This window comes from Ruminococcus sp. RTP21484sp1_RTP21281st1_A8_RTP21281_210402, from assembly GCF_040914025.1.
GTDB classification, from domain to species: domain Bacteria; phylum Bacillota; class Clostridia; order Lachnospirales; family Lachnospiraceae; genus Blautia_A; species Blautia_A faecis.
On sequence record NZ_JBCPGE010000006.1, the window covers coordinates 88,232 to 110,203 of the forward strand.

Annotated in this window: 33 protein-coding genes; 2 read left to right on the forward strand and 31 right to left on the reverse strand. The window is 38.9% G+C overall.

Going from position 1 to position 21,972, the window contains the following annotated elements:
• Positions 1-3: 3 nt before the first annotated feature.
• The 8 genes from AB5170_RS04270 to AB5170_RS04305 all read right to left on the reverse strand — a co-directional run bounded on the left by AB5170_RS04270 (position 4) and on the right by AB5170_RS04305 (position 6,210).
• On the reverse strand, positions 4-549 hold the full coding sequence (locus tag AB5170_RS04270) for a hypothetical protein (RefSeq protein ID WP_227198793.1): 546 nt from the start codon (positions 547-549) through the stop codon (positions 4-6).
• A gap of 29 nt (positions 550-578) precedes the next feature.
• The gene (locus tag AB5170_RS04275) at positions 579-1,007 is read right to left on the reverse strand and encodes a hypothetical protein (protein WP_227198792.1); all 429 of its coding nucleotides are present in this window, start codon (positions 1,005-1,007) and stop codon (positions 579-581) included.
• Between the two features lie 64 nt (positions 1,008-1,071).
• Positions 1,072-1,803, reverse strand: coding sequence for a hypothetical protein (locus AB5170_RS04280; protein ID WP_227198791.1), 732 nt, complete (start codon positions 1,801-1,803; stop codon positions 1,072-1,074).
• 15 nt (positions 1,804-1,818) lie between these two features.
• A complete protein-coding gene (locus tag AB5170_RS04285; RefSeq protein ID WP_226834035.1) occupies positions 1,819-2,469 on the reverse strand; it encodes a hypothetical protein in 651 nt (216 codons plus the stop codon).
• A 13-nt stretch (positions 2,470-2,482) separates the two neighbouring features.
• Complete coding sequence (locus AB5170_RS04290; RefSeq protein ID WP_226834033.1) at positions 2,483-2,701, reverse strand: hypothetical protein; 219 nt, start codon at positions 2,699-2,701, stop codon at positions 2,483-2,485.
• Positions 2,702-2,762: 61 nt separating this feature from the next.
• Entirely contained in the window at positions 2,763-3,098 is a 336-nt protein-coding gene (locus AB5170_RS04295) for a hypothetical protein (protein ID WP_226834031.1), read from the reverse strand.
• 21 nt (positions 3,099-3,119) lie between these two features.
• Positions 3,120-4,979, reverse strand: a complete 1,860-nt coding sequence (locus AB5170_RS04300) for a caudovirus prohead protease (RefSeq protein WP_368361670.1) — start codon at positions 4,977-4,979, stop codon at positions 3,120-3,122.
• A complete protein-coding gene (locus tag AB5170_RS04305) occupies positions 4,969-6,210 on the reverse strand; it encodes a phage portal protein (RefSeq protein ID WP_368361669.1) in 1,242 nt (413 codons plus the stop codon). Before AB5170_RS04305 ends, AB5170_RS04300 begins: the two co-directional genes overlap by 11 nt.
• A 102-nt stretch (positions 6,211-6,312) precedes the next feature.
• On the opposite strand from AB5170_RS04305, the gene AB5170_RS04310 reads away from it, so the two are divergent.
• Positions 6,313-6,468 (forward strand): hypothetical protein, encoded by a 156-nt coding sequence (locus AB5170_RS04310; protein ID WP_368361668.1) that lies wholly within the window; start codon positions 6,313-6,315, stop codon positions 6,466-6,468.
• Positions 6,469-6,534: 66 nt separating this feature from the next.
• Here AB5170_RS04310 and AB5170_RS04315 read toward each other — a convergent pair whose 3' ends face one another.
• Together AB5170_RS04315 and AB5170_RS04320 are read right to left on the reverse strand one after the other, a co-directional pair.
• Positions 6,535-8,280, reverse strand: coding sequence for a terminase TerL endonuclease subunit (locus AB5170_RS04315; protein ID WP_368361667.1), 1,746 nt, complete (start codon positions 8,278-8,280; stop codon positions 6,535-6,537).
• A gap of 16 nt (positions 8,281-8,296) precedes the next feature.
• Positions 8,297-8,785 carry a hypothetical protein gene (locus AB5170_RS04320; protein WP_368361666.1) on the reverse strand — a complete coding sequence of 163 codons (489 nt, stop codon included), beginning with the start codon at positions 8,783-8,785 and terminating at the stop codon, positions 8,297-8,299.
• Positions 8,786-8,859: 74 nt separating this feature from the next.
• Here AB5170_RS04320 and AB5170_RS04325 point away from each other — a divergent pair, with 74 nt between their 5' ends.
• Positions 8,860-9,489, forward strand: a complete 630-nt coding sequence (locus AB5170_RS04325) for an EcsC family protein (RefSeq protein ID WP_368361665.1) — start codon at positions 8,860-8,862, stop codon at positions 9,487-9,489.
• On the opposite strand, the gene AB5170_RS04330 is transcribed toward AB5170_RS04325, so the two are convergent.
• From AB5170_RS04330 to AB5170_RS04430, 21 genes are all read right to left on the reverse strand, one after another.
• Positions 9,486-10,034 (reverse strand): hypothetical protein, encoded by a 549-nt coding sequence (locus tag AB5170_RS04330; RefSeq protein WP_368361664.1) that lies wholly within the window; start codon positions 10,032-10,034, stop codon positions 9,486-9,488. The genes AB5170_RS04325 and AB5170_RS04330 overlap by 4 nt on opposite strands.
• Positions 10,027-10,386: a hypothetical protein gene (locus AB5170_RS04335; protein WP_368361663.1), complete on the reverse strand. Its 360-nt coding sequence runs from the start codon at positions 10,384-10,386 to the stop codon at positions 10,027-10,029. The genes AB5170_RS04330 and AB5170_RS04335 overlap by 8 nt, the downstream gene beginning before the upstream one ends.
• Before the next feature lie 15 nt (positions 10,387-10,401).
• A complete protein-coding gene (locus AB5170_RS04340; protein ID WP_368361662.1) occupies positions 10,402-10,833 on the reverse strand; it encodes a hypothetical protein in 432 nt (143 codons plus the stop codon).
• Positions 10,811-11,149, reverse strand: a complete 339-nt coding sequence (locus tag AB5170_RS04345) for a hypothetical protein (protein WP_226818697.1) — start codon at positions 11,147-11,149, stop codon at positions 10,811-10,813. The genes AB5170_RS04340 and AB5170_RS04345 overlap by 23 nt, the downstream gene beginning before the upstream one ends.
• 438 nt (positions 11,150-11,587) lie before the next feature.
• Positions 11,588-11,830 carry a hypothetical protein gene (locus AB5170_RS04350; RefSeq protein WP_195982799.1) on the reverse strand — a complete coding sequence of 81 codons (243 nt, stop codon included), beginning with the start codon at positions 11,828-11,830 and terminating at the stop codon, positions 11,588-11,590.
• Positions 11,831-11,839: 9 nt separating this feature from the next.
• Positions 11,840-14,617, reverse strand: a complete 2,778-nt coding sequence (locus AB5170_RS04355; RefSeq protein ID WP_368361661.1) for a helix-turn-helix transcriptional regulator — start codon at positions 14,615-14,617, stop codon at positions 11,840-11,842.
• A 3-nt stretch (positions 14,618-14,620) separates the two neighbouring features.
• Complete coding sequence (locus tag AB5170_RS04360) at positions 14,621-15,178, reverse strand: DUF2800 domain-containing protein (RefSeq protein ID WP_368361660.1); 558 nt, start codon at positions 15,176-15,178, stop codon at positions 14,621-14,623.
• Entirely contained in the window at positions 15,150-15,440 is a 291-nt protein-coding gene (locus tag AB5170_RS04365; RefSeq protein ID WP_368361659.1) for a hypothetical protein, read from the reverse strand. The genes AB5170_RS04360 and AB5170_RS04365 overlap by 29 nt, the downstream gene beginning before the upstream one ends.
• A 166-nt stretch (positions 15,441-15,606) precedes the next feature.
• A complete protein-coding gene (locus tag AB5170_RS04370) occupies positions 15,607-16,662 on the reverse strand; it encodes a hypothetical protein (protein WP_368361658.1) in 1,056 nt (351 codons plus the stop codon).
• A 232-nt stretch (positions 16,663-16,894) separates the two neighbouring features.
• Positions 16,895-17,083 (reverse strand): hypothetical protein, encoded by a 189-nt coding sequence (locus tag AB5170_RS04375; protein WP_226818692.1) that lies wholly within the window; start codon positions 17,081-17,083, stop codon positions 16,895-16,897.
• Positions 17,084-17,468: 385 nt separating this feature from the next.
• Positions 17,469-17,672: a hypothetical protein gene (locus AB5170_RS04380; protein ID WP_195982793.1), complete on the reverse strand. Its 204-nt coding sequence runs from the start codon at positions 17,670-17,672 to the stop codon at positions 17,469-17,471.
• Positions 17,662-18,036: a hypothetical protein gene (locus tag AB5170_RS04385; protein ID WP_226818690.1), complete on the reverse strand. Its 375-nt coding sequence runs from the start codon at positions 18,034-18,036 to the stop codon at positions 17,662-17,664. The genes AB5170_RS04380 and AB5170_RS04385 overlap by 11 nt, the downstream gene beginning before the upstream one ends.
• Positions 18,037-18,046: 10 nt before the next feature.
• On the reverse strand, positions 18,047-18,208 hold the full coding sequence (locus tag AB5170_RS04390) for a hypothetical protein (RefSeq protein WP_226818688.1): 162 nt from the start codon (positions 18,206-18,208) through the stop codon (positions 18,047-18,049).
• Between the two features lie 26 nt (positions 18,209-18,234).
• Positions 18,235-18,522, reverse strand: a complete 288-nt coding sequence (locus AB5170_RS04395; protein WP_226818686.1) for a hypothetical protein — start codon at positions 18,520-18,522, stop codon at positions 18,235-18,237.
• 486 nt (positions 18,523-19,008) lie between these two features.
• A complete protein-coding gene (locus AB5170_RS04400; protein WP_226818684.1) occupies positions 19,009-19,182 on the reverse strand; it encodes a hypothetical protein in 174 nt (57 codons plus the stop codon).
• Between the two features lie 3 nt (positions 19,183-19,185).
• A complete protein-coding gene (locus AB5170_RS04405; protein WP_368361924.1) occupies positions 19,186-19,686 on the reverse strand; it encodes a hypothetical protein in 501 nt (166 codons plus the stop codon).
• A gap of 347 nt (positions 19,687-20,033) precedes the next feature.
• Positions 20,034-20,216: a hypothetical protein gene (locus AB5170_RS04410; RefSeq protein WP_226818682.1), complete on the reverse strand. Its 183-nt coding sequence runs from the start codon at positions 20,214-20,216 to the stop codon at positions 20,034-20,036.
• Positions 20,217-20,536: 320 nt separating this feature from the next.
• Positions 20,537-20,821, reverse strand: coding sequence for a hypothetical protein (locus tag AB5170_RS04415; protein WP_227198783.1), 285 nt, complete (start codon positions 20,819-20,821; stop codon positions 20,537-20,539).
• Positions 20,818-21,045 (reverse strand): hypothetical protein, encoded by a 228-nt coding sequence (locus AB5170_RS04420; protein WP_195982789.1) that lies wholly within the window; start codon positions 21,043-21,045, stop codon positions 20,818-20,820. The genes AB5170_RS04415 and AB5170_RS04420 overlap by 4 nt, the downstream gene beginning before the upstream one ends.
• Before the next feature lie 217 nt (positions 21,046-21,262).
• Positions 21,263-21,445, reverse strand: coding sequence for a hypothetical protein (locus AB5170_RS04425; protein ID WP_195982788.1), 183 nt, complete (start codon positions 21,443-21,445; stop codon positions 21,263-21,265).
• A 199-nt stretch (positions 21,446-21,644) separates the two neighbouring features.
• Complete coding sequence (locus AB5170_RS04430) at positions 21,645-21,944, reverse strand: hypothetical protein (RefSeq protein ID WP_195982787.1); 300 nt, start codon at positions 21,942-21,944, stop codon at positions 21,645-21,647.
• Between the last annotated feature and the right edge of the window lie 28 nt (positions 21,945-21,972).

Consider the following 21,972-nt stretch of genomic DNA (forward strand, 5'->3'; position numbering starts at 1 on the left):
ACATCACCCTTTCGTATTCCATTTTTCTTTACGCGCTTTGTTCATAGCACGTCTTCGGTCTAAGAAATCTTTTCTCGCCACTTTATTCTTTGGTTTCGATTCTTCATTGCAAACTCTGATTAACGTCAGCAATCTATTGAGATGCCACTTTTCAAATTTTACTGGAATATTTAAAGCAATCATCCAGTAGTAAATCCGCTCACTGGTTATAGTTTCGTTACTCGGTTTCTTAACCGCATCCTTACGAAACCATGTAGCAGTCATAGTATCTGCAATGTAAGCGTTAACCTGATTGATGTGTTCATTCGTGATCCGCTTGTATGTATTCGGATCGACGTTTTGTGTCAAAGTCATACAACGAATATAATCCAATGTTTCTTCAACGCTTTTTGTATCTTTGGTTAGAAACGGTTTATGCCATTTCGACTCCCATTTTGAAAGAGAGACCAGAGAATGCTCTAATGTAAGTTTCTGCTCCTTCGCAATGGTGACAAATTCTTCGTTCTCTTCGTCCCATCCTTCTATCCGGGGCAAGACAAGTTGTAGCATTTTTTAGTCCCTCCAAATTATTTTCATTATCAAATTGTTACTGAATCAGATACACCCTTTTCATCCAGAGTTTTCTTAATTTGAGCCTTCTGTTCCGGGGTAAGAGTCGGTAACACCCCATTGATAAAATCAGAAGCTTTCTGAGAATCTGTAACTAATTCCATGAAAAGCTGAGTGTAAGCTTCTGTCTGAGAAAATGCTGTTGCTAATTCTGGCGATTTAACCAGTCTCTTTCCGTCTGGTGACTTTTCACCATAGGATTTGAGGATAAAATCTTTAATAAGTCTTATAATTGTCGGTGTATCAGCCGGAGAAACCAATTTCTCAATCATTTCCGTAAGACTTCCATCTGGCGAATACTCCATCTCAATAATTTCTGGTCTTGACAGATTGAAGTAGAAGTCTTCTGTTCTGCTAACGCCGTTATAATCCGTATAAGTAATAGTCTTTACTAACATATTTTCTCTCCTTTACATGACTGAAGAGCAGCCAGCTTACCTGAATACTGCTCTCCATTTGAAATTATTCATAAACTTTTGACAACATCTTATTTCCAGAGCTATCGGTTATTGCGTTCCCATTTGAATCTCTAAGCGTGCTATGAAACTCGATCAAATCCATTACCTGGGAAACCGTTGGGAGATAAGCACTGGTCTTGGGAGTTCCGTACAATGCATCCTCGATTCCACGTAACACATTTGCCATTCCAGCCTTCTTCATATCAGATGAAGAAAATGTAAGTTTCGACGTGGACTGACGGTTTTCCACCTCCACTGGAGTTGTATCAATCTCCCAGGAAAATGGTGAAATATCCGGGCTATCGCTAGTGCTAGCATGGTTCTCTTCTGTTGGAGAAGCCAGGCAATTATAAACCAAATGAACTTTATACGCATAGTCATTTCCACGCTCATCGTTACCGACAAGTGTTCTATAACTCAGCCCAAAGTGCTCATGCTCCTGCTGACTGATAAGTACACCCGGAGACAGTTCTTCTTTTCCAATACAACCAAGAAATTCGTTGGGATATGTGTACGCTTCAATGGTTAAACCTAACTGTTCAACTGACATCAAAGTCATATACTTTTTATTGTTAGCCCACAAGATTGATGGCTCAGCACCAGATGGATTCTCAGTAATCCCTGTGATTCCATTCCAGGCATAAGCACTATTTCCGTTGTTCTTATACAGCACAACATGGTCGACACCAGTCTCATAACGCCGCTCACCAATTTTATCCCATTCCAATTTTCCCATATTCCACCGCCTTAATTAAGACTCAAGGATTGTGACAAGTTCACTCGGAAGAAGAAGTGCTGGTTCTGCATCAGCAGTTCCATACAGTTTATCCTCGATTAGCTTGAGCTTAGCAGGATCGATTTTTGTGGAATCGATAGTCAGCATTGATGTTGATTTACTATCGTCAACATCAACTGGGGATGTTGTCACTTCCCAGGAAAATGGTGAAATATCCGGAGAATCATTTACTGTGCTTCGATCTTTATCGGTCGGTGAAGCAAGGCAATCGTAAACAAGATGGATTTTATAACCATGCTTGGTGCCAACGTCATCGTTTCCGATAAGAGAGCGATAACAGAATCCAAAGTGTTCGCGATCCTGCTGACCAATGGTAACACCTTCTGCTAGTTCAGCAGAGCCGTCACATGCTTCAAATTCGTCCGGATATGTATAAGCTTCGATTGTTAAGCCAAGCTCTTCGGCAGACATTAAAGTCAAATACTTTTTGTTATTAGCCCATAATGCTGTCGGTTCTGCTCCGGATGGAGTTTCATTTACAGCGGTCAAACCGTTCCAGGCTACACCGCTTCCGTATTTTCCGCCCGTTGTAAACGGATAGAATACGCCTCTGTCGACACCGGTCTCGTAAAGACGTTCGCCGGCTTTATCCCATGAGAGTCTCATTTAAAATCCTCCTTTAATAGTAGAGTTCAAATACATAATGATTCAGATTATTGGACACGTACGGACGAACAAATCGACATAATGGTAACGCAGACACTTTGCCTACTATTTCGGTATCCGGATCATCATCAATAACAATCACCGAATACTTTATCGGGGACAAATAAACCCCGCCATTTGCATATACAGGATCGATGTCGTCAAGACTGTATACAATAGCGGGGTAATTCATCCGTACGTTTTCCGGAGGTTGAAAATAGACGTTTCTGCTGTCAAGCGTCTGGCACAAAATTTCATGAAGTTGTAGTCTTCGCTTTTCCGTTATAAACACCTCCAACCATTAATGTCAATCTAGGGTACTGAACATCAACCTTATGAATTTTCCATTTAGCACCCATAAATTCAACGTATCTCATAGCATGAAAATTCTGATAGGCAAATGGATCAGCAATAATACTGATTTCATTCGAAATATTAATATCGTCATTCACTTTGTCAGAAGCTTCCAACTGGCGTATGTTACGAATCAAATCCCCAGAATAATTTCGTTCTGTAACTTCTTCTTTATATACGCCAGGTCTTATTTCAACGTTTCGAATGTATCCTATTGTTCCGTAAAACTTTGCCATTTTGAATTTTCCCCTTTAAAATCAGCCCTGAGAATTTACTGTGTCCTGACTAGATGTATCAGAAGAAGCTGTTGTTACATCCTCCTCGACTACAATTGCTGCGTACACTCTTGTCAGTGCTCCAGAACATCTGGTTTCAAGCAGAGATTTCTCCTGGTTGAAATCGATATCGAACTGTGTGAAGTGAGTAATCTCACCGCCTTTAGTTGCACCCAGGGAATAGTCTGCAAGATTTGCGATAATGGCAACAAGTTTCTTCTTTTTATTGTCAGATGTAGTTCTGGTTTTGCCCTCGAACTGCTCAACAGTATGGATGGTGCCGACATTAAGAGCAGTAGCCAGTTCCTGTCTGGACGCGTAAATACGTCTACCATTCAGATCTCTTGCAAGAAGCATCTGATTCAGCATATGCGGTGTCATAAAGGCGTCTGGAGTACCAGTTCCTTTGTAATTTTCTTTTGCATACAGAACAGTATTGATCATTCCCTCGGCTACGATAAAGTTCTCCCCGAAATTAGCTCCAGTGTTGGTTCCCTGAAGTTCTTTCTTAGCAGCTGCTACATCGAGATCAACGTGGATTGTATAAAGATCATCATCTGTCCAAATTGGTCTGATGTGCTCCGGATCGATTTTGCCATCATCGCCATCGTCGCGACCATCGCCAAGCATAATAGCTGTAGCCAGTTCTTCATTCAACATCATGCGATCGATGTTGTACAGATAGGAAACATAGTCGAAATCTGTGATGTCCATGATGTCATCTCTATGCAGAGCATTTTTAACGTATACAGTCTGAGGATCTGTAGTTCTTCTGACCAGCTTAAAGTTACCAGCCTGAATTTTCTGTTTTCCTTTCTTATATCCTCTTGGTCTGAGCTTGTCGATATTACGAATATCAACCTGACTGGTTCTGATTCGTGCAATTGGACTCTTATGTACTTTGTTCATTACTGCGGTGATCCATCCCTGGTCATTTGTAATCAGTTCCGGTGCCCCAGGTCTTACCTCTTTGTATTCTGGGAACAGCATGGATACATTACCGTCTCCAGTCTGAACAAATCCACTTGCAAGGGCGTCATGCTGAAGAGCATTATCCTCTGCATACATCGCAAGAGCAGTCTGGAAACTTCCCACCTGGCTTGTCTTTGCCTTTTTAAGAATGCTTTCCTGGTCCGCATGAGACAGATAAGTCTTGTTGTCGCGCTGATCGTTTTCAAACACATTATGTTTCATTGTTTCATCTCCTCCTTCGGAATCATCATTGTTTTCGGACTCACCATCTTCTACAGCCTGTCCGATAATCGCGTATACCGCGGTTTTCTGTGTTTCGGTAAGAGTATCGAAAACCTCTTCGATGGTTTTTCCATCGTCGTCTCCATTTTCTTTACCCTCATCCGGTTTTTCTGGATCTTTTTCATCATCAGAATGTTCGAGATAGCCCATAATCATCTCGTCATAACCAACAATGATACCTGCGCTTTCGCCATCACCATGAGCAAGCACATCATCAATGAATGCTCCTGGATTTGCACCGGCAAGGACCAGACTTACTTCTCGAATCACACCGTGAATAACATCACTTCCAGCCTGTTTGAGCTGATTTGCGAAAATAGACAAAGAACGCACATCACCGTGTCTAACAAGTTCTTTAGCGGTCTGACCAGCTTCAGTGTTGTTAAACTCGCAATGTGCGTAAACTCCATCATCTCTATTTTCCAGGTGTGCAAATCCAAGAACATTATCTGGCGCATTATGGTTGTGCATCCAGACTAATGGAACCGTCATTCCATTCTGCCCTTTGAACGCATCTTTTTTAATGACTCGACCATCTGCGCAGGTCAAATCATTTCGTGTGGCCCAGCCACCAAAGTCATACTTCATTTTGATTTATACCTCCTGTATCTCTTTCTTCCCGAACCGGCTCTTCATTGGGCTGACTGATATTGCTATTTCTAAGTTCATCTGCCTTTGGATCATCAGACGGTTTCCATCCAATAACCTGTCTTATCTCGTTTGAAGTTGCGATTTCGTTTCTGGTGAATTTGTCTGAGATTTCTGCAAGATCTGCAACTGGAACCAGCTTGAACGGATCTCTGAAGAATTTAATAGATTTATTCTGGGAACGTGCTGTCTTGCTGAGAAACTTTCGTTTCATTTCATCAACAATAGCTGCAATGATTGGCTCGATAGTACGATTATAATAGTTCAGCATGGTTTTATCGTCTGCGGTGCCATCAAGAATACTTTGTGTGATACCTAACTGGCTATAAAGCATACTCGTAAGGTATTCAATCTGTTTCATCAAGTTGTTCTCCAGCGAACGATTTAGCTGAGTTATTCTCTCAGTACCATCAGTGTAAGCAATACCATACTTGGAACCTGCTAATTGCTGCTCAATGTCTTTTCGTCTCTTTTCAGCCTGCTTACGCCTTGCTTCGGTTTTAATCACGTAAGGTAACTGAATGATTAAATCCAACTTTCCAGAACTACTTTGCTCGTCTACAGCATCCAGTAAATTCAACTTTCGAATCAATCGCTGCATTGTTGAATTCGGTTCGTTTATTACTGCGTATAACGGATTTTCAACGATTGCCACTGTACTTTTAGGAACAACAATGTCCTGTTTTCGTCCTGTCTCTTCGTTGTATAATTCAACGCGAACGTGCTTCGGATACCAATCTCGAATTCTACCAACTCGCATAGACAGGATTTGATACCCTGTCGTATCGTCTGGATCGTCATCAGTATCAACTGGAACGATTGCTATACACCCTTCATCCATCATGGACATAACTGCATCTTGTATAAATGCCCGTCCTGTCTGATCCAGATTGGCTTCTGTTGATAAACAATTATTCAGTCCACTTTGCACAACATCACAAAACCGCCCTTCGGCATCCAGCTGAACGTGCTGAATATCTATGGCGGCTACATCTAAAGCTATTCGGTTATAAACTGATGTTACAATTGATCTCTCGTTTCCACGAGTCAAACGAAATCTATCCGGTCGATATGAATACCCATATCCAATGTCTTGAAACACCTTTGTCGGCTCTCGATTTCGAAAAGCATTCCAGGCATTTTTGAACCTGGAACCAACTGACAATTCCATTTTGAATTTTCACCTCCATTTACTACATGTTGACATTTCATCTGTCACCAATTACAATATGTGGTATGCGTAAAGCAAATCTAAAAGGATTGGGGGTATGTTATGATTAACTACAGCAAGTTTTATAAGCCATCAAGCGACAAGGAACCGAAATTTCCTAAGTACCTGGCTTATATGGAACGCTCTGAACGCAGACAGTATGTAAGCTATTCGAAATACTTTGATGCTAACAGAGCAAAGCACGAGAGTCACGAATAGTGGCTCTATTAAATCACTCCCAACCCATTTAGATTTGCTTTACGTTGGATACCTCAAAAGTGTAATCTATTCAAATGCCTCTTTATTGGCTTTATAAGCCACATAAGCATCTAGCATTGCGGCAACGGCATCAATCTTATGATCCAGACGCTTCTTCAATAATTTCTTATTTCCATTTGTATCTTCCAGTGTGATGCAGTTACCCATCGTGAATGTCATAAGTTCTTCATCAAACAGCAACATCCTCTCTTCCGATAACTTTTTTAGTTCGCCTAATGGAACTGACTCTGTTCTGGCTCCCTGGGGAACTTTTTCAATACCAAACGGACCATTTTCGCTCGCCCATCTTTCTACAAACTCTTTTGCGTAATATGGATCATAACCGAAACTCCGAACATCATACCCACATTCAACAATGTGATTGTCCAGATCTTCATAAACCTCCATCATATCAAGGACAGTGCCTTCAAGTACAATAAGGCTGCCCTCATCACGAAACTGATCATATTTAACTCTCATAGCCGCTGGGAGTTTCATTAGAGTTAATGAAGAAATGTAATTTCGAGTTTTAACACCAAAACAACCGTTTGATAATGGAAATAGAAAAGTAAAAGCACAGAAATCATCGCCTCGCGATAAATCTGCGCCCATTGAACATGGCATTTGCCAATAATCTCTTTTCCTATGAGGAAGAGTTTCTTCATAAGTAAAGTAATATGTATAGCCTTCCATCGGAAGACCAAAACGTTTTGCAAGAATATCATTTCGAGCGGCTGGCGCTTTCTCAGCTCTGTCGACATCTCTTTGATATGTCTCGTAACTTACTGTTTTTCCTATATTTGGGTTGGCTTTCAGCCATTTTCTTGGATTGGGGACTTCATCCACGGAATCGAGTTTATACCACCAGATTGATACATGCGGATTGACATAATCACCTTTGAGAATGTCCATCAATTCCATTTTGATTGTATCCCCAGCTCCATTACGGACAGTACCTTCAGAACTGATTGCGACAATCAGATAATCTTCTACTTTAGATGCTCCCTGTTCAATTGCTCCGATAACATCCTCTCTGATATCGCCAGAAAGCCATTCGTCGACCGTTGCCATTTTCAGCTGTAGTCCCTGGAGCTTGTCTATTCTCATTGGTCGTACTTCCAGTAGCGATCCAGTAAGAAAGTTTTCGATTCCCTTTTTGGTAGAAGACAACTTCATGCGATTTGCTTTAGAACCGGTTGTATTTTGCAAAGATCCTTCAGTCAAGAATTTGTAGAATGGACCTCTGGATCTGGTGATAGCTGTTCGAATCGGAGATAACACCTCTTCTGCCTGTTTCATTGTTGGTGCAGTTGTTATCTGATGAGTCGTTGTAACATCCACATTGAGAAAGAAATTTTGCAAGCAGGAACCATACATAGATTTTGCAGCGCCTCGTGCAACTATCAGATACTGCTTGTTTATCAAACGTTTCCTCTTAATTTTTGTTACGTACCTTCCACCGTATCCGTCCTCATAAGGTACATACACACGATTCTCTTCAAATTCATACCATCCGAATATTTGCTCAGCCCAGACCTTAAATGAATCCAGCAATTTCAAATCAGAACCGTCAGTTAATGTAAGCTCGTTTTCACAATACTTGATAAAGCCTTCTACTGCTTGATCGTCATAATACACATCCGGATCTGCAATAAGGTCATCAATACGGTTCATTTCCATCTCGATTTCTTTACATACCGGAATCTCGCCTCGAATTACGGCATCTCGAAACTCGCCGTAATATTTCGGGACGGCAGTGTTTGATAATGCCATATTGTTCTCCTACTGTTTAATGGTGCGCATAATAAGCTCTTAATTTGGCATTTTCGTTATGTGCCTTAGCTGCTAAAATCGCATTCGCAGTTGTTCCACCAACACTTATAACGGCACCACTTATCGATGCAAGTCTAAGATTCCCTGAATTTGCCAAAGTTGCAGCAACAATATTTCCACCAGCAACGATTAATGCCTCTGTAGTCATTGTTTTGGCGCTGTTACCCGTTATTGTTTTTCCTTTAGCATATAACTCTTTTCCTTGATCCGCTTTTTTATCAGTTTTTAGCTTTTTATATGCATAATTCAAATTTCGTTTTGCTTTACGCACATCAGCTCTTGTCGCAGTTCCAATTTTCCTCTTATTTTTCACGGTATCATATTCACTTTGGGCTTTATCGTATCTAGCCACCCCTTTTTTTGTATAAGAACCATTATAATTTCGATATCTACGTACTCCCCATTTCATTCCTAAAACGCCATAGTGAGCTAATTCATTATTCAATATTTTACCTCCTATCTTGACCCCCCCCCGAGAAATGTTATACTTATGCTACTTTTGGGAGTGGAGGTACTATCATGAAAATTTCATCTGATACTTTATCCGATATTTTAGATAAATGTTACACTGCTGCTTTAAAAGGGATTCCAGAAACAAAGACCTGTTACGATTTGGCAGAAGAATATATGTCTAAATATTCATCGCCAGAAAGCGCCATAGATAATTTTGTTAAATGGCAGATAAGAAAATGTACAACATCCGGATTCGTAACCAGCTTGGGCGGAATTTTAACTCTACCCGTTGCAATCCCAACAAACCTTACAACCGTATGGTACATACAGCTTAGAATGATCTCCATTATTGCAATAATTTCCGGATTCGATCCATCTGATGACGAAGTACAAACTTTAGCGTATCTCTGTTTAACAGGAACTTCCATGTCCAAAATTGCTAAGGAAGCAGGAATAAGGGTCGGTGAAAAATTTACAATCGAAGCGATTAAGAAAATACCTACAGAAATCATCTACAAAATTAATCGTCTTGCAATGCAACGCCTAATTACCAAATTTGGAACCACTGGTGTAATAAATCTTGGAAAAATGGTTCCATTAGTTGGCGGAGTAATTGGCGGCGGTTTTGATTTTGTTGGTACCAGAGTAATCGCCAATAAGGCTAAAAATGTGTTCCTCTTTAAGAAAATCGACTAATCGTCATCGTCCTTATCATCTGGTCCTACTTTCCAGAATTTTCCAATCTTTTTGTTGTCATTTGCCTGGAAGATTCTTGCACTTTCCTCTTTACCCACAACCGAATCAAGATACTTCTTAGTCTGATTAAGAACCAAACCCGTAACTACAGTCTTAGCAGCTTTTTTAGGTGCTTCTTTTGCTCCTTCACGGATTCCCTCTTTAACGCCGTTAACGGAATTTTTCAGACAACTTTTCACATATGTTTTTCCACGATTAATTGTTTTCTCGCTAAGATCTTTCATCTTTACACCGCGAAATTTAGAAATCACTTTCCCGATTTTTTCTGGATTCTTATGGACATAATAAGCTGCTGCCGCAACCGTAGCTACACCCACTCCAACTCTGGCAATCTTCTTATTTCGTTCGGTTTTCTGTTGAGGTGTTAAGGACTCAGCAGACTTCCGGCGTCCAGCAGATGTCAATGTTCCATCTTTATTCTGGTAACGACGAACTCCCCACTTCATGCCCTTAACGCCATGATGCTCTAAGAATGCGTTATCCATTTTGATTCTCCTCCATGTCATCATTCTCTGCTGCCCAGTTCAACCTTGATTCATACTCGCTGATTTGTGTTTTGTAGCACTCTAATACAGCGCTGCTCATTGGCGGATCGAAAAGCAGCTTTACTTTTAGAAACATATACGATTTAACCAAATTCAATCTTGGTTCGTCTTGCATAAACTCTGTCCAGTTAGTTTTGTCATCTGTGACCGTGAAGCCAGACACTGGACCAACGCCCAACTGCGTTAAAACTGAAAACACAGAATTAACGTGCATAAGAATGTCGGCATCGAAATGTTCGTATTCCGGTTCGATTCCTAGCATCTTCTTAACAGAAGTAAGTATACTATCCATATGGATTTCACCCCCTTAATTTCTTTTCCATGGACATGTATCGTTTGCCCTCCGTTCAATTGGCAATGCAGGTAATAAACTCGCATCACCGTAATGAATAGCATTATGTGTAGATAACACCGTTGTAATAAGATAATCTGGATTCAAAAGCTCATCGGTTTTATGTATTATGTCACTCAAGTTAATTGGATTCATATGATGAATGAGTATCTTCCCATGTATCTCATACCCATCCACTCCGAGGTCACATCCATTATCCCGAATAATGACCTCTCGTCTGACAGAAGCCCATTCATTGGACTTGTAAAATATCTGATTCATGTACCGATCAAATCCGAATGTTTCTTCTCCAACAATTCCGTCCAGCTTCAGATATTCAAATCGGTCTTTAAAAGTTTTCAACTTGATCAATTCGGAATATGTTCTAATCATCTTCTTCATCCCCATGACCACTATATCCTCGAAACGCCTTTAATGCTTCAGCATACATCTGCTCCTGTCTTTCCATAGATTTAAGATTTTGTGTTTTGGCGTCGATTAAATCTTTTTGCTTTTCAAGTATTTCTTTTTCGATTCGTTCTTTTGTTGAACCTAATTTCAAATAATGTGTTATAACCTGGGATGAAGCAGTCCCTTCTCTTAACTGTTTTTCAGCAAGATCCACAGCTAAGGAAATAAGTTGGTTTTCCCTTGCCTCAGGTGTTAGAGCCGGACGCATCATGGAAGAACTGTCTTTTGATGCTTTTTGCTTTACTTTTCCCATACTTGATGCCTCCTTTCTGTAAGTTGATCGATAGTTTATACGCACTTTTCCTGGTGTTTAAACAGACTTATGAGAATTCTGATAAGCATTCCATCTGCCGAAAGGAGATAAAAAGGCAGCCAATATCAATAAACTCATAAGCCTGTTCAAGCACCAGTCCGATTTGTTTTTCAAAAAATATCCCCCGGGGAAAAAATAAAGACCGGGGCGATGCGGGGAGGGGGTGCATTTTTAGCAAGCCCCCTCTATCCCTAATTATCATCGGTCCAGTCCTAATGACTTATCTTTTATAGATTTGATTACTTTCACGTGGATGATTATGTGAATTTGTTGCACTTCAATTACTACAAAACGATAATCATTGTTGATTTGTGTTATGTTGTAACTGAATATTTATTTTTTTCTGTTCTGCCTATAAGCACGGACGGTTTTCTCTTTTTAATTTAAGTTCTTTACCTTCTTATAGATTCCTCTAAAATCATACTTGATGATTTCATCAATTGCTCTCTCAACTTCAATTCTATTTTCTTCATCAGAAAGCTGATCAGATGTTCGAGCAATTCGTCCTAAATAAGAAGTTGAATGATATCCTTTTTCCTCGTCAAACATGAACCATTCATCAAATTGTTTAAAAGGATCAAAAGGATTATCAATCGTGGTTAATGCACAATCTGCTGTCATTTAACACTCTCATCCCTTTCCATTTAAATACTTTGAAACTGTAGAAGTTGATACGCCAAGAGCATCTGCAATCTCTGAAGTTGTATAGCCAGAAGCACGCATTGCTGAAATTCTATGCTGTTTTGCTGTGCTCAAAGAATTTGTAGCTCGCGGAGTTGCTCGCTGACGAATAGTATCAATATTTGTATTATTCAGAATTTGAATAAGTTTATTCTCACTAATAGCTCCCGCCTGGATAGCCTCCCATTCTCGATCTGTAATCTCGACAGGTGTGCGATGCGCCCCCACAGAGGTTCTTGCTGAAGATAATGCCTGCTGGTTTGCTTTTTTTATCTCAGCCTTTGTCATGTCTGGATTTTCTTTCTTCTTTGCTGCCACAGTTGCATTCGCCATCACCTGCGCCTGTCTCTCCCTTGGCGCATTCGATAATGCAATGTTAAGTTTTGCAGACAATGATTTAACTTCCCCCTGGTAGGTATTCTTAGCAGCGGCGGAATAGGCAATCTTACCAGTATTAATCATCTCTCTTCGAGCCTGGTTCGCCAATGATTTCATGGTATTAGCATAATCAGCATAGGCTTCCTCTTGCGGAGTACCGGAAGATAACTCACGAGCATCTTTAGCTTCTGCCATCTTGGTACTGTTTTGCATTCTGAATTTGAGTTTACCATTTTTATCGACATACTCTTCTTTTACGGTTTTGTATGATAAGGAACCATCTTCATTGATTATTGGAGAACCTTTTCTCTTGTAAACCTGAGTTTCAGATTTAGCTCTGGAAATCAACGTTGAAGCACCCTCATGATAATTGCCATCTTTATCAATGCTACCTTGATACTTTTTCTTTAACGAGGCAATACCATTATCGATCTCGCTCTGCTTGTAATCCAAAGCATGTTTCTCTGCATCAATAACGACCATGCTGTGACGGATTGCTCTGGTAAGTTCTTCTTCGGTAGCTCCTTTTAAAGTCATATCCGTAATCAAGTTAGAGACTTTCCCCATTTCGATTTGTTTATTGCCCATTTTCTTATAGGTCTTTCCATTTCTTGAATAGTACTCTATCTCTCTTGAACCAACGGTTTCAACTTTTACAGGAGAGCTTGAATCTGGACCATACGCTTCTTTAGTATCAAATCCGATCAGTCCTTTTAACTGTGGTGTTGAAGTAATTCTAACTTTGCTGGAAGTTGAATTACATGGAATTACCATAACCGTATCACCATCAAAGTCAGCCCCAGATAATCGATCAGCATTTGTTTTATTAATACCAATCGCATCCATTGGAGTATTACCAAGAACACTCTTTCCTTCTAGTGATTTGTTGTTTACTTTCAGAATCGGAATTTCTGAAGTTCCGCCATGAGGATAGCGAATTAATGCCACTGTTTCGCCATCCTTATAGTTTGGAGCATAAACCTCATTATCTTTTAATGATGGTAGTGGCAATATTACCTGGTAACTCTGTCTCGGAAGCGATGCTGCCTTTAAATGAACGGCTGCTGCATCACAATCATCGGCAAAGGATTTAAGCAATGTTTTCTTTACTGTCGGATTGGTAAGAGAACAAATCTCATCGAACTCCGACTGCTTATCCGCTTTTGCTAACCCAAGCTGTTTTGTAATTAAACTAAGACTCTGTTTAGACAAGAACTGTGATGAAAGTGATTTACTCCATTCACCCCAATCACCTTCTTCGGCTCGCTTATTAATTACAGACAATGATTGTTTCTTTCCAGTAAGAGGATCTGTATATTTTCCATTTGGATCGTCGTAGTAGCTCTGACCGCCATGTTCTTTGATAAGCGAACCAAATGGATTATTCGGATCATCTTTGATTTTTTTCAATACATCTTTTGTCGGTGTCCCAGAGTGCTTATTGGTATTGAATATGACATCAACACCATCTGGCATATTATCAGAATACACTGCCATGCCTTTAAGATAATGGGTTCCGTCAACCATGATTCGAACCTGGGCATAATGAGAATCGCCAAGAGAAATATCTTTTACTCCTCTTCGAAGCTCAATGACCCCATCCTTATCGACACCGCCATCTTCAGCATATCGAATCTTTAATCTCTTGGAACTCAAGCTTTCCGGATATTCAAACGCTTTTCTAAAAGAATCACCATTGTCGTAAGAAATATAATTTCGCAAGGAATGGACATTCTCGAAATTATAAATATCCTTATGCTCTGTTCCTGGTGGACAAATGACTTTGATATTTGTCTGTTTTCCGGGATTAGTAGCTTGTGGGACGCCTCCGCCATAAACCGGATAACCCTCTAATTCCAAAATATAAAGAGCCTGGTTAAGTTTCTCTTTGGACACTCCAAGTTCTCTTTCTACACCGGTACCGACATCTATCATTCCTTTTTCTTTAATTTCTTTTCGGATAATATCAGCAGTTGCTTTAGCCTGATTCATTCTCTTTTCTGAATTCTCATTTAAAAGTGATCGAACAGATGAGTCATTGGAAAAACCCATCTTATTAGCAATCTCGTTGAGACTATATCCTTTTTCTCGCAGCCCTTTAGCTGTTGCAACCTGAAGAGAACGACGTTCATCTTTCGCAAGACTTATCTGAGTACGAAGCTGAGTGGTTGTCAAACCAATATTTTTAGCAATATCAGTCTCACTCATCCCAGTCTTCTTCAGTTCCTGCACTCTGCTAAGAAAATCGCCACTGTGCTGATATGGGTCATCACCAGATCCCCACGGATAACGTCCGGAACGTCTTGGCATTCCGTAATGTATTAAAATATCTTCCAGAATCGAGTTCACGGTTTATCCCTCCTGCTCTCTCAATCTTGTAATTACTTTGTCAAAAGTAATGATCTTATCCATAATTGGAACGATATCTTCAGCCGTTGGATTATGATATAGAATTTCATTATTCTGATATAGTCTTAACTCCATCTCAATGTCGCCTGGTTTTACTTTATATTCCAAACAAAAAAGAGCAGCATATATTTCAAGCTGCTCCATGTGCGCTGGAATTTGTCCGGTTTTCAGATCATGAATTCTTAGTAATCCATTTCTAAATAAGATTGCATCAGCTGTTCCAAAGCAATTATCAGAATAATATAACACCTGCTCTGGTGTCATTTTGAAACCGATAGCGTCATTCACATACATGTTTAATGTTTTCTGAGACTTCGGTAGCTTCTGTCCCAATGATATACACTGGGCTGCAAAAGCATGTAACACGGTTCCTTTCTGTGTTGCAAGAAACTTTGAATAAGCCTCAGCAACTTTATCCTCACTATAATTTATCCAATGATATTTACTGGCACCAAGAAAGGCGTGCTGTCCTTCAAGATTGGAATGTTTGTTGAAGTTCATCAAGTACCTCCTCTTTATTCTCGGGATACACAAATCTTGAGAATGACATTCGATTCATGTAATCCACATAGTATTCTTGATTTGGTTGTCTCTTTGCGCCCGCTGATTTCTTGCATTCCAGAGCCGCCCATTTATCTTTATGAAGTACAAGTAAATCTGGAATCCCTTGAATATATGTGGGATCGTTTTTCATAACAATGCAACTAGGAAATCTTTTTTTCAGTTCCTTTATCAGATTCGCCTGGAACTTATTCTCTAGCATGAGCTAACTCCTTTCTAATTTTTACAACATAAAAAGAGAAGAAGTTTTATAAAAATACTTATTTTACCTCTTCTCTTCATAAAAGGGAATGTTTTTTTCGCGTACCAAAAGAAGACAAAAAAAAATAGACAGTGACACATTAAGCATCTCTGTCTACAAATATAATTTAAATTTTTTTCAAATACACATCTCCACTTTGGGAAATATAGAATTCTTTTACCTCGGAAACGGCACGCAATGTTTTACGAAGCGTTTTTCTCATTGCAGATTCCTCACCGTTATTCAACGAATCGATCAATTCACAAACATCTTTTTCGTATTGCGATTTATCAATCTTTTCAAGCCATCGACCTTTATAATCAGCTATATGTTTTTTCAAAATGCTAAAACCGCTAAGCATTCTTTTTTCACACTTATCGATATACGCTGTCATTTCCCGATCAATATACTTGATAAATTCAGTATCATAATTTTGAGAAAAATATGTTTCCAAAATAGTGCTCATTCCATATAACTGAATTGATAATTCTAAGCTCTCTTTTATCTGGAATGCATTGCCAACTAACTTCTCTATACCATCTTTTCCATTCACGGTTAAATCCAAATCGTTCATGTAAAATTCAGCATCTTTAATGGCAACTTTTTTTGCCTCTTGAAGACTTGCTATTGTAGCTACTCGTTGTTCGTCATGTGCCATAATGGATGAAAAGTTTTCATAAGCATACTTAACAAAACTCACTTCCGACAGCAGCTCAGCCTTCTTATCCCCATATAAGAATTCCAGAATTTTATCAATGTTCTGATTTATCTTCTGTAGTTCAGAATTAACCTGTGTGATAAAGTACTGTCCAGATGCAAATGCCATTGCTGAAAATGCACTAAGAAGCAACGCTTCACTTTTTAAAGAATACAAAGATGCAGTTCCACCAAATTGACCATTTTCTTTTTTCCAGAAACTCATGAATCCGCCTTGCTTTAATGACGCAAGTGTATGATTAATACCATCTGGAAATTTTGCAATATACGCATTAGCCATTGAACTAGTAGCAAACATTTCTGGTAAATGCTGAATGACATTGCTCATTTGGCACTTTTGATCATTAGTCAAACCAATCTTAATGTATCCATTGGCGAGATCATATGGCGTGTTGACTGCCTCCAACTTAAAATCATTCTCCAATTCCATCAGTTGCATTATTGAATTATTCTCCGATTCACTCATACTCTTCCTCCATCCAATGGTAAATTAAGAGCATTAAAAAAAGTGCGCCCCATAGAGACGCACCGAAAAAATGCTTCTCCCATTGTTGCCACACAATCTCGTACCGTTCAAGGGTATAAGTAAAAGAGAGAATACACTTTTTACCGAAGCTATTCCCTTGAACGTTTTATGCGATATACGATTGTGTGGCGTATTTAGTATATCACGAATCAAAAAGAAAAGAAAGAGTAATTTAGGCAACAATAAGTTTTCCTCGTTTTCTAACATCATCATAGATCATCTGGCTTCCATCTCTGAAATATACGATAATGCTCATATAATCATGTGGTCTAAAATCTCTTGCATTTTTTGACAAGGTTGGATATACAGTTTTGAAATTGTCAAATATATCTCGCCAGCTCACTTTTCTTTTTGCACTCATAAAAATCACTCCTTTTTCGGTTTTGGTCAAAAGCCCACTTTTATTGGCCATATTTATATATTATATTAATTTTTTTATCATAATAGTTTAAAGAAAAAAGTGGGAAAGTGGGCAAAAAGCCCGCAAACCCGCATAAATACTGGGTTTTTCGTGGTCAAAGTGGGGTTTTAAAAGTGGGCAGAAACCGGGCAAATGGCCAGAAATTTGACCAAAATTCCGATTTTCTGCTCCATTTTTCTTCAAATTTTTCGCTCTGGTCAAAAATAAGTGGGCTTTGGTCAAATCCTAAAACCCAAAAGTGGGCAGAAAAATGACCTGTTACTACCAGGATTTTTAACCTAGATTAGACGAAATTCTATCCTAGATTAGAAATATTCGTCACTTTTTACCTCCAAATTCTACCAGTTTTCTTGTCTTTCACAATGATTCTTTCTTCGATATGGAACCCGGAAAGCTCACAAATAGTGAAGATCGCATCGAGAAGTTTATGAAATCTTTCATCCCCATCCTTCTCAATATTCTTCAAAGCATTGTAAACAGTTGGATCAGAATACCCTTCACTGTTCTTTCTCATATCGTCATTTACCATTGATCTGTCCCTCCCTGAATTTTACTCCCCCATATTTCCAGAGGTCTTCTTTTAACTCATCCAAATCCAGTTCGCCGTCCTGCCATTTCTCATAATAATCAATCAAAAGATCGGCAAACTTAGGAATCTTTTGCGGGTATGATTTTTTCCAAAAATGGTCCATGAGAACCTCTAAGGGTAAGGTCAGCAACAGAGTAAGTGCTGTGTTTACAGCTTCATCGGTAGCTTCCCTCTTGATTCGTACAAGTTCTTCTCCAATTTTCTCACGAACCATTACATCTAATTGCTCTTTTGTGAGATTGTATGTAACCGTTTTAGATTTTTGTTCCTGTTTCTGTTCTCTTCTTCGCTCGGCTCTTCCCATAACCGTCACCTCACAAAGCGATCCAGTTTCGTTTGGCAAAGAACAGATATCCGCCGACAATTAAAGTAAATAAAAAGAACGTTGCATCCCACTCAACCGGGACTGACAACGCTCCAATAAGAATCGTAATGATTGCAAATATCTTATTCAAAATTAACTCTTCTCTCCACATGTTATTTTTCTCCTCTCACAGCTAAATTATTTATTCAATTTTGTTTTGATGAATCGGTAAATAAATGTGCATGCTTTCGGATCTTCTGATTCTAACTCTTTTAATTGTTCATTCAGATCGTCGGGTTCCATACTGAAGACAAGTAAATCATATAATTTACGAACGATTTTGATTTCCTCCTCCGTTTCTTCAACAAAGCAGTCATAGCCGAAAATATTTCGAACGTCCAATACAAAACTTAATATTCCGTCAACACTTTTCTGCAATATCTCCAACTCTTCGTGTGTTGCGACTTTTACCCTTTTCATTTCCATATATTATTTTTCTCCTTTTCTGACGAACCAAATTCACTTAATTCCACGCCCATATGAATGCCAGCAATGTGGCAATAATATGCCCAATAATCCAAAACTTGTACATAAGATATACGAAATTCCATCCGTTATTATCTGGATGTTTTTTATAATAATTGACTCCCGATGGCATTGCCCACCATATAGAAACATATAAGACGACGCCAATCATGATCGAGATAATTTTTAAACACCACTTTAAATCGTCCATAATAGTTCCTTTCTATTAAAATATCTTCGCCAATATGTAAATAACGAAGATTATTAAAATACATAAAATCTCATCCATTTTCTACCTCGTTTCCGCCATAACGACTCCAATATAATAAAAACACCACATGGTTAGATAATAGAATATGATGCACAATGTATCGTTCAAACCTGGTAAAATAAATTGCAGCAGCATCCAGAAGATTGTCATAATTAATACTATAAACACCGTTACCGTCATTCCAATTCCTCTTTGTCTTTCTCGCATGCGAACGCACCACCATACACAGTCATTAGTACTAAAATTACCCAATACTGCCAGGTCTCACCACCATATCCCATTTTAATTAAAATTATAGCAACCGCACAAATCGCTGCAAATTCAATTATTTTTGCAATAATATATTTCATATATCAGTCCTCCTTACTTCCAGTCTTAATCTTATCAGCTGGTATCGCTCGTCTTGCGTCAGCCTCCATCTCCGCTATTGTTATTAACTGATCTGGACACATTTTAGCGTATTCAGCAGTGCCATGTACTTCCCAAGGATCTGGAATTTCACGGACTTTTATGATTTCCTTCCAGACTTCTTCTTTTATCGCCTCACGAGAGTCTACGGTAATCAACTCACTATACGGAAGGCTCTCGATCCACTTACAAACCTCTCGCCATTCATCCAACTTGTGATTTTTTCGCTGTCTGTAAATATTAGCCAGCACCTCATAATTCAACATAACATTGCGAGTCTGGTTATAGCTACTCGGAAGAAGCTGGATCATCTGCCACCAGTCATCCTTAGATTTAGTTTCAAGATATTCAGTGCGATATAAATTTAGCATTTCTATCGTATATCGGAGAATGTCAAGTGGTGTAGCCCATACTTTATGAGGTGATTTATCGTCCTCATCAACCATAGCACTGGTTATCCAATCCCTATCAAATGGACTGTTTTTCAAATGTTCCGTCGAGAAATCCTCCAAAGTAAACTCTTTCTCAGCAATCTTATGCATCGTACTACAGGAGTTCGCAACAGTACCAACCTTATATGTATCAAATTCTTTCCCATTAATGGACTATCTTTTACTCACTAAAATAGTGAAGACACCATTTCGGTTTTCATGGGCTTCGTTTCCTAAAACCCAGCTACGTATCAATAGTAGCCCTACTCCCCCGCCCAGAAGGCATAGGGGATAGCCTCTACAGGTTCATTTCAAAAATACAAAAGAGAAAGCCCTAGTATATTTCAACTAAGGCTTTAATCTTATTTAGTAATATCATATCCTCTTCTCGTATACATATCAACGATCTTCATCATATGCTTCTTATTGAATTCTTCTGCTTGCTCATCGCTTTTTAAACCTAAAGCGTGTAAAGCGTTATGAATATCAATCAAGTTTGCATGGTAATGAGTCGCCATCTTAAGTACTATCTTTTCTATGGACATAATAATCACTCTCCTTTCATTAAAGTAGCTGTATTTTTCGCGAAAAAAGAAAATATCGAGCGCGTAAGCCGTCCTTTCGCTCAGTCACAGATTCGCAAACAAAGCCTTTATCATTCCCAATTCATTACTGAATAGTAGCACTATTTTGTATATAGGCGTTGGACCCTCACGGCATCCACAATCTGCACCTTTTTCTTTCATAATACAATGCGTATTTTTCGCGAAATATATTTTTGAAATGTTTCCCACGGGATTCCAATGACGACATTTTAAACACTTTCCGCTTGGTTGAAATAAGTTGGCAGCGATTCCAATATTACTCATGCTTCTTCCACCTCTCCAAATATTTGTTCATACATTTCTAAATCGTATTGAATCAGAATGTTCTCAACCTCTTTTTCGCATAATGCTTTTCCATAGGTAGTATAATCAGATTTATACGTTAAGAGCCAATTACCTTTGCTGCTTCTCCACAGTCGCACATCTCTTCCACGATAGCGCATTGGTGTACCTAATAGTTCTCCTTTATACCAATATTCACATTCATCAGAAATAAGCTCCATCTTATCCGTATCATACTTTAAGTTGTTTATTACAAATATCATATGATTGAATCCTCCTCATACTCGATTTCTACGCCTTCTATATCGGTTTCATAGTTGTGATAAGCTATGGTTTTCATTATTTCCACGTAATCGTCGTTATTCAATCCCATCGGACAATTCTCCAAAATATCGACCAGATTCTTAATAACATCTGAATCAGCACGAGATACCGTGATTTTGTAAGTAGTTTCACCAATCATTTTTGCAACCTTACCTCTTCCCAAATAGTACTTTAATAATTCCTACGATCAGCCAGTATGGACTAGCTATCATGGCACACATCATAGCTATGGCTGTTTCCAAAAGAGGTCTGTCATTTACAAGCACTTTTATTTTGTCAGTAGAAAGAGCATACAAGCAAAATATCGCGCCAACAAGAACCCATAAAAATATAAAAATCTTAAAGCCGTACATCATAATCTCCTTTCAAAAGAACATACATTATAAATATTTGTGTCTTGCATCACAAAGCATCCGCTGCCGTTTGTACGGATCAGATTCGTCCTCAATATTCCGAACAACTTCTTTGGGATAACAAAGCTCTTTAGCAGCCGTTACATCATTTCTCCATCTCGCTACTGCACTCTCTGGTCTTTCTCCCCAGTTTCCTACAAACTCGACCATAGGCTTCTCCTTCCTCTATGAATAGTCAGACTCATAAAAACATTTTTAGATACAGGAGTAAGTCCACAATTAAAAGAAGGCTGCACCGCCATTTTTTCATTACAACCGTCTATTAACCTGGATCTATTTACTCCCTCAGATTTCCAAATAGGTGCACCATAAACCGCATTTTCATCTAACGCATTATGTTTTGTTTTTCTCATAATATTTGACCCATTTCCGCCACTTTCATACGACCTTCAATTATGGTGGTACCACAATTAGGATTATCAATATGTTCGAATTTGATATACGGCAATAAATTACCTGCAAATTCCCGGGCAATATATTCCATTAGGTCTTTCTCCGGAATCTCATGTCTCATAAAAATAGGAATTTCCCTTCGAACCACTATAGTTGTCAATTTACACCCCACTTCTTTATATACAACATGAACGGTTCTCGTTTTTAATCGTTCGTTTTCTTGCTTCAGCTTTTTACATTTCTGTCTAAGATTCATACCATTTTTCTCCTTTCAAATAATGCGG

Excerpts from the sequence above, each read along its gene's own strand:
- AB5170_RS04340 (WP_368361662.1), bottom strand. The coding sequence starts at position 10,833 with ATGGGGATGAAGAAGATGATTAGAACATATTCCGAATTGATCAAGTTG.
- AB5170_RS04370 (WP_368361658.1), bottom strand. The coding sequence starts at position 16,662 with ATGAGTGAATCGGAGAATAATTCAATAATGCAACTGATGGAATTGGAG.
- AB5170_RS04425 (WP_195982788.1), bottom strand. The coding sequence starts at position 21,445 with ATGGTCGAGTTTGTAGGAAACTGGGGAGAAAGACCAGAGAGTGCAGTA.
- AB5170_RS04430 (WP_195982787.1), bottom strand. The coding sequence starts at position 21,944 with ATGAATCTTAGACAGAAATGTAAAAAGCTGAAGCAAGAAAACGAACGA.
- AB5170_RS04375 (WP_226818692.1), bottom strand. The coding sequence starts at position 17,083 with ATGAGTGCAAAAAGAAAAGTGAGCTGGCGAGATATATTTGACAATTTC.
- AB5170_RS04410 (WP_226818682.1), bottom strand. The coding sequence starts at position 20,216 with ATGTCCATAGAAAAGATAGTACTTAAGATGGCGACTCATTACCATGCA.
- AB5170_RS04400 (WP_226818684.1), bottom strand. The coding sequence starts at position 19,182 with ATGAAATATATTATTGCAAAAATAATTGAATTTGCAGCGATTTGTGCG.
- AB5170_RS04415 (WP_227198783.1), bottom strand. The coding sequence starts at position 20,821 with ATGATATTTGTAATAAACAACTTAAAGTATGATACGGATAAGATGGAG.
- AB5170_RS04270 (WP_227198793.1), bottom strand. The coding sequence starts at position 549 with ATGCTACAACTTGTCTTGCCCCGGATAGAAGGATGGGACGAAGAGAAC.
- AB5170_RS04290 (WP_226834033.1), bottom strand. The coding sequence starts at position 2,701 with ATGAATTACCCCGCTATTGTATACAGTCTTGACGACATCGATCCTGTA.
- AB5170_RS04405 (WP_368361924.1), bottom strand. The coding sequence starts at position 19,686 with ATGGTTGATGAGGACGATAAATCACCTCATAAAGTATGGGCTACACCA.
- AB5170_RS04390 (WP_226818688.1), bottom strand. The coding sequence starts at position 18,208 with ATGTGGAGAGAAGAGTTAATTTTGAATAAGATATTTGCAATCATTACG.
- AB5170_RS04325 (WP_368361665.1), top strand. The coding sequence starts at position 8,860 with ATGAAAATTTCATCTGATACTTTATCCGATATTTTAGATAAATGTTAC.
- AB5170_RS04275 (WP_227198792.1), bottom strand. The coding sequence starts at position 1,007 with ATGTTAGTAAAGACTATTACTTATACGGATTATAACGGCGTTAGCAGA.
- AB5170_RS04385 (WP_226818690.1), bottom strand. The coding sequence starts at position 18,036 with ATGGGAAGAGCCGAGCGAAGAAGAGAACAGAAACAGGAACAAAAATCT.
- AB5170_RS04280 (WP_227198791.1), bottom strand. The coding sequence starts at position 1,803 with ATGGGAAAATTGGAATGGGATAAAATTGGTGAGCGGCGTTATGAGACT.
- AB5170_RS04285 (WP_226834035.1), bottom strand. The coding sequence starts at position 2,469 with ATGAGACTCTCATGGGATAAAGCCGGCGAACGTCTTTACGAGACCGGT.
- AB5170_RS04345 (WP_226818697.1), bottom strand. The coding sequence starts at position 11,149 with ATGGGAAAAGTAAAGCAAAAAGCATCAAAAGACAGTTCTTCCATGATG.
- AB5170_RS04360 (WP_368361660.1), bottom strand. The coding sequence starts at position 15,178 with ATGAACTTCAACAAACATTCCAATCTTGAAGGACAGCACGCCTTTCTT.
- AB5170_RS04300 (WP_368361670.1), bottom strand. The coding sequence starts at position 4,979 with ATGAAGTATGACTTTGGTGGCTGGGCCACACGAAATGATTTGACCTGC.
- AB5170_RS04305 (WP_368361669.1), bottom strand. The coding sequence starts at position 6,210 with ATGGAATTGTCAGTTGGTTCCAGGTTCAAAAATGCCTGGAATGCTTTT.
- AB5170_RS04330 (WP_368361664.1), bottom strand. The coding sequence starts at position 10,034 with ATGGATAACGCATTCTTAGAGCATCATGGCGTTAAGGGCATGAAGTGG.
- AB5170_RS04350 (WP_195982799.1), bottom strand. The coding sequence starts at position 11,830 with ATGACAGCAGATTGTGCATTAACCACGATTGATAATCCTTTTGATCCT.
- AB5170_RS04315 (WP_368361667.1), bottom strand. The coding sequence starts at position 8,280 with ATGGCATTATCAAACACTGCCGTCCCGAAATATTACGGCGAGTTTCGA.
- AB5170_RS04310 (WP_368361668.1), top strand. The coding sequence starts at position 6,313 with ATGATTAACTACAGCAAGTTTTATAAGCCATCAAGCGACAAGGAACCG.
- AB5170_RS04395 (WP_226818686.1), bottom strand. The coding sequence starts at position 18,522 with ATGGAAATGAAAAGGGTAAAAGTCGCAACACACGAAGAGTTGGAGATA.
- AB5170_RS04335 (WP_368361663.1), bottom strand. The coding sequence starts at position 10,386 with ATGGATAGTATACTTACTTCTGTTAAGAAGATGCTAGGAATCGAACCG.
- AB5170_RS04380 (WP_195982793.1), bottom strand. The coding sequence starts at position 17,672 with ATGGTAAATGACGATATGAGAAAGAACAGTGAAGGGTATTCTGATCCA.
- AB5170_RS04295 (WP_226834031.1), bottom strand. The coding sequence starts at position 3,098 with ATGGCAAAGTTTTACGGAACAATAGGATACATTCGAAACGTTGAAATA.
- AB5170_RS04365 (WP_368361659.1), bottom strand. The coding sequence starts at position 15,440 with ATGCTAGAGAATAAGTTCCAGGCGAATCTGATAAAGGAACTGAAAAAA.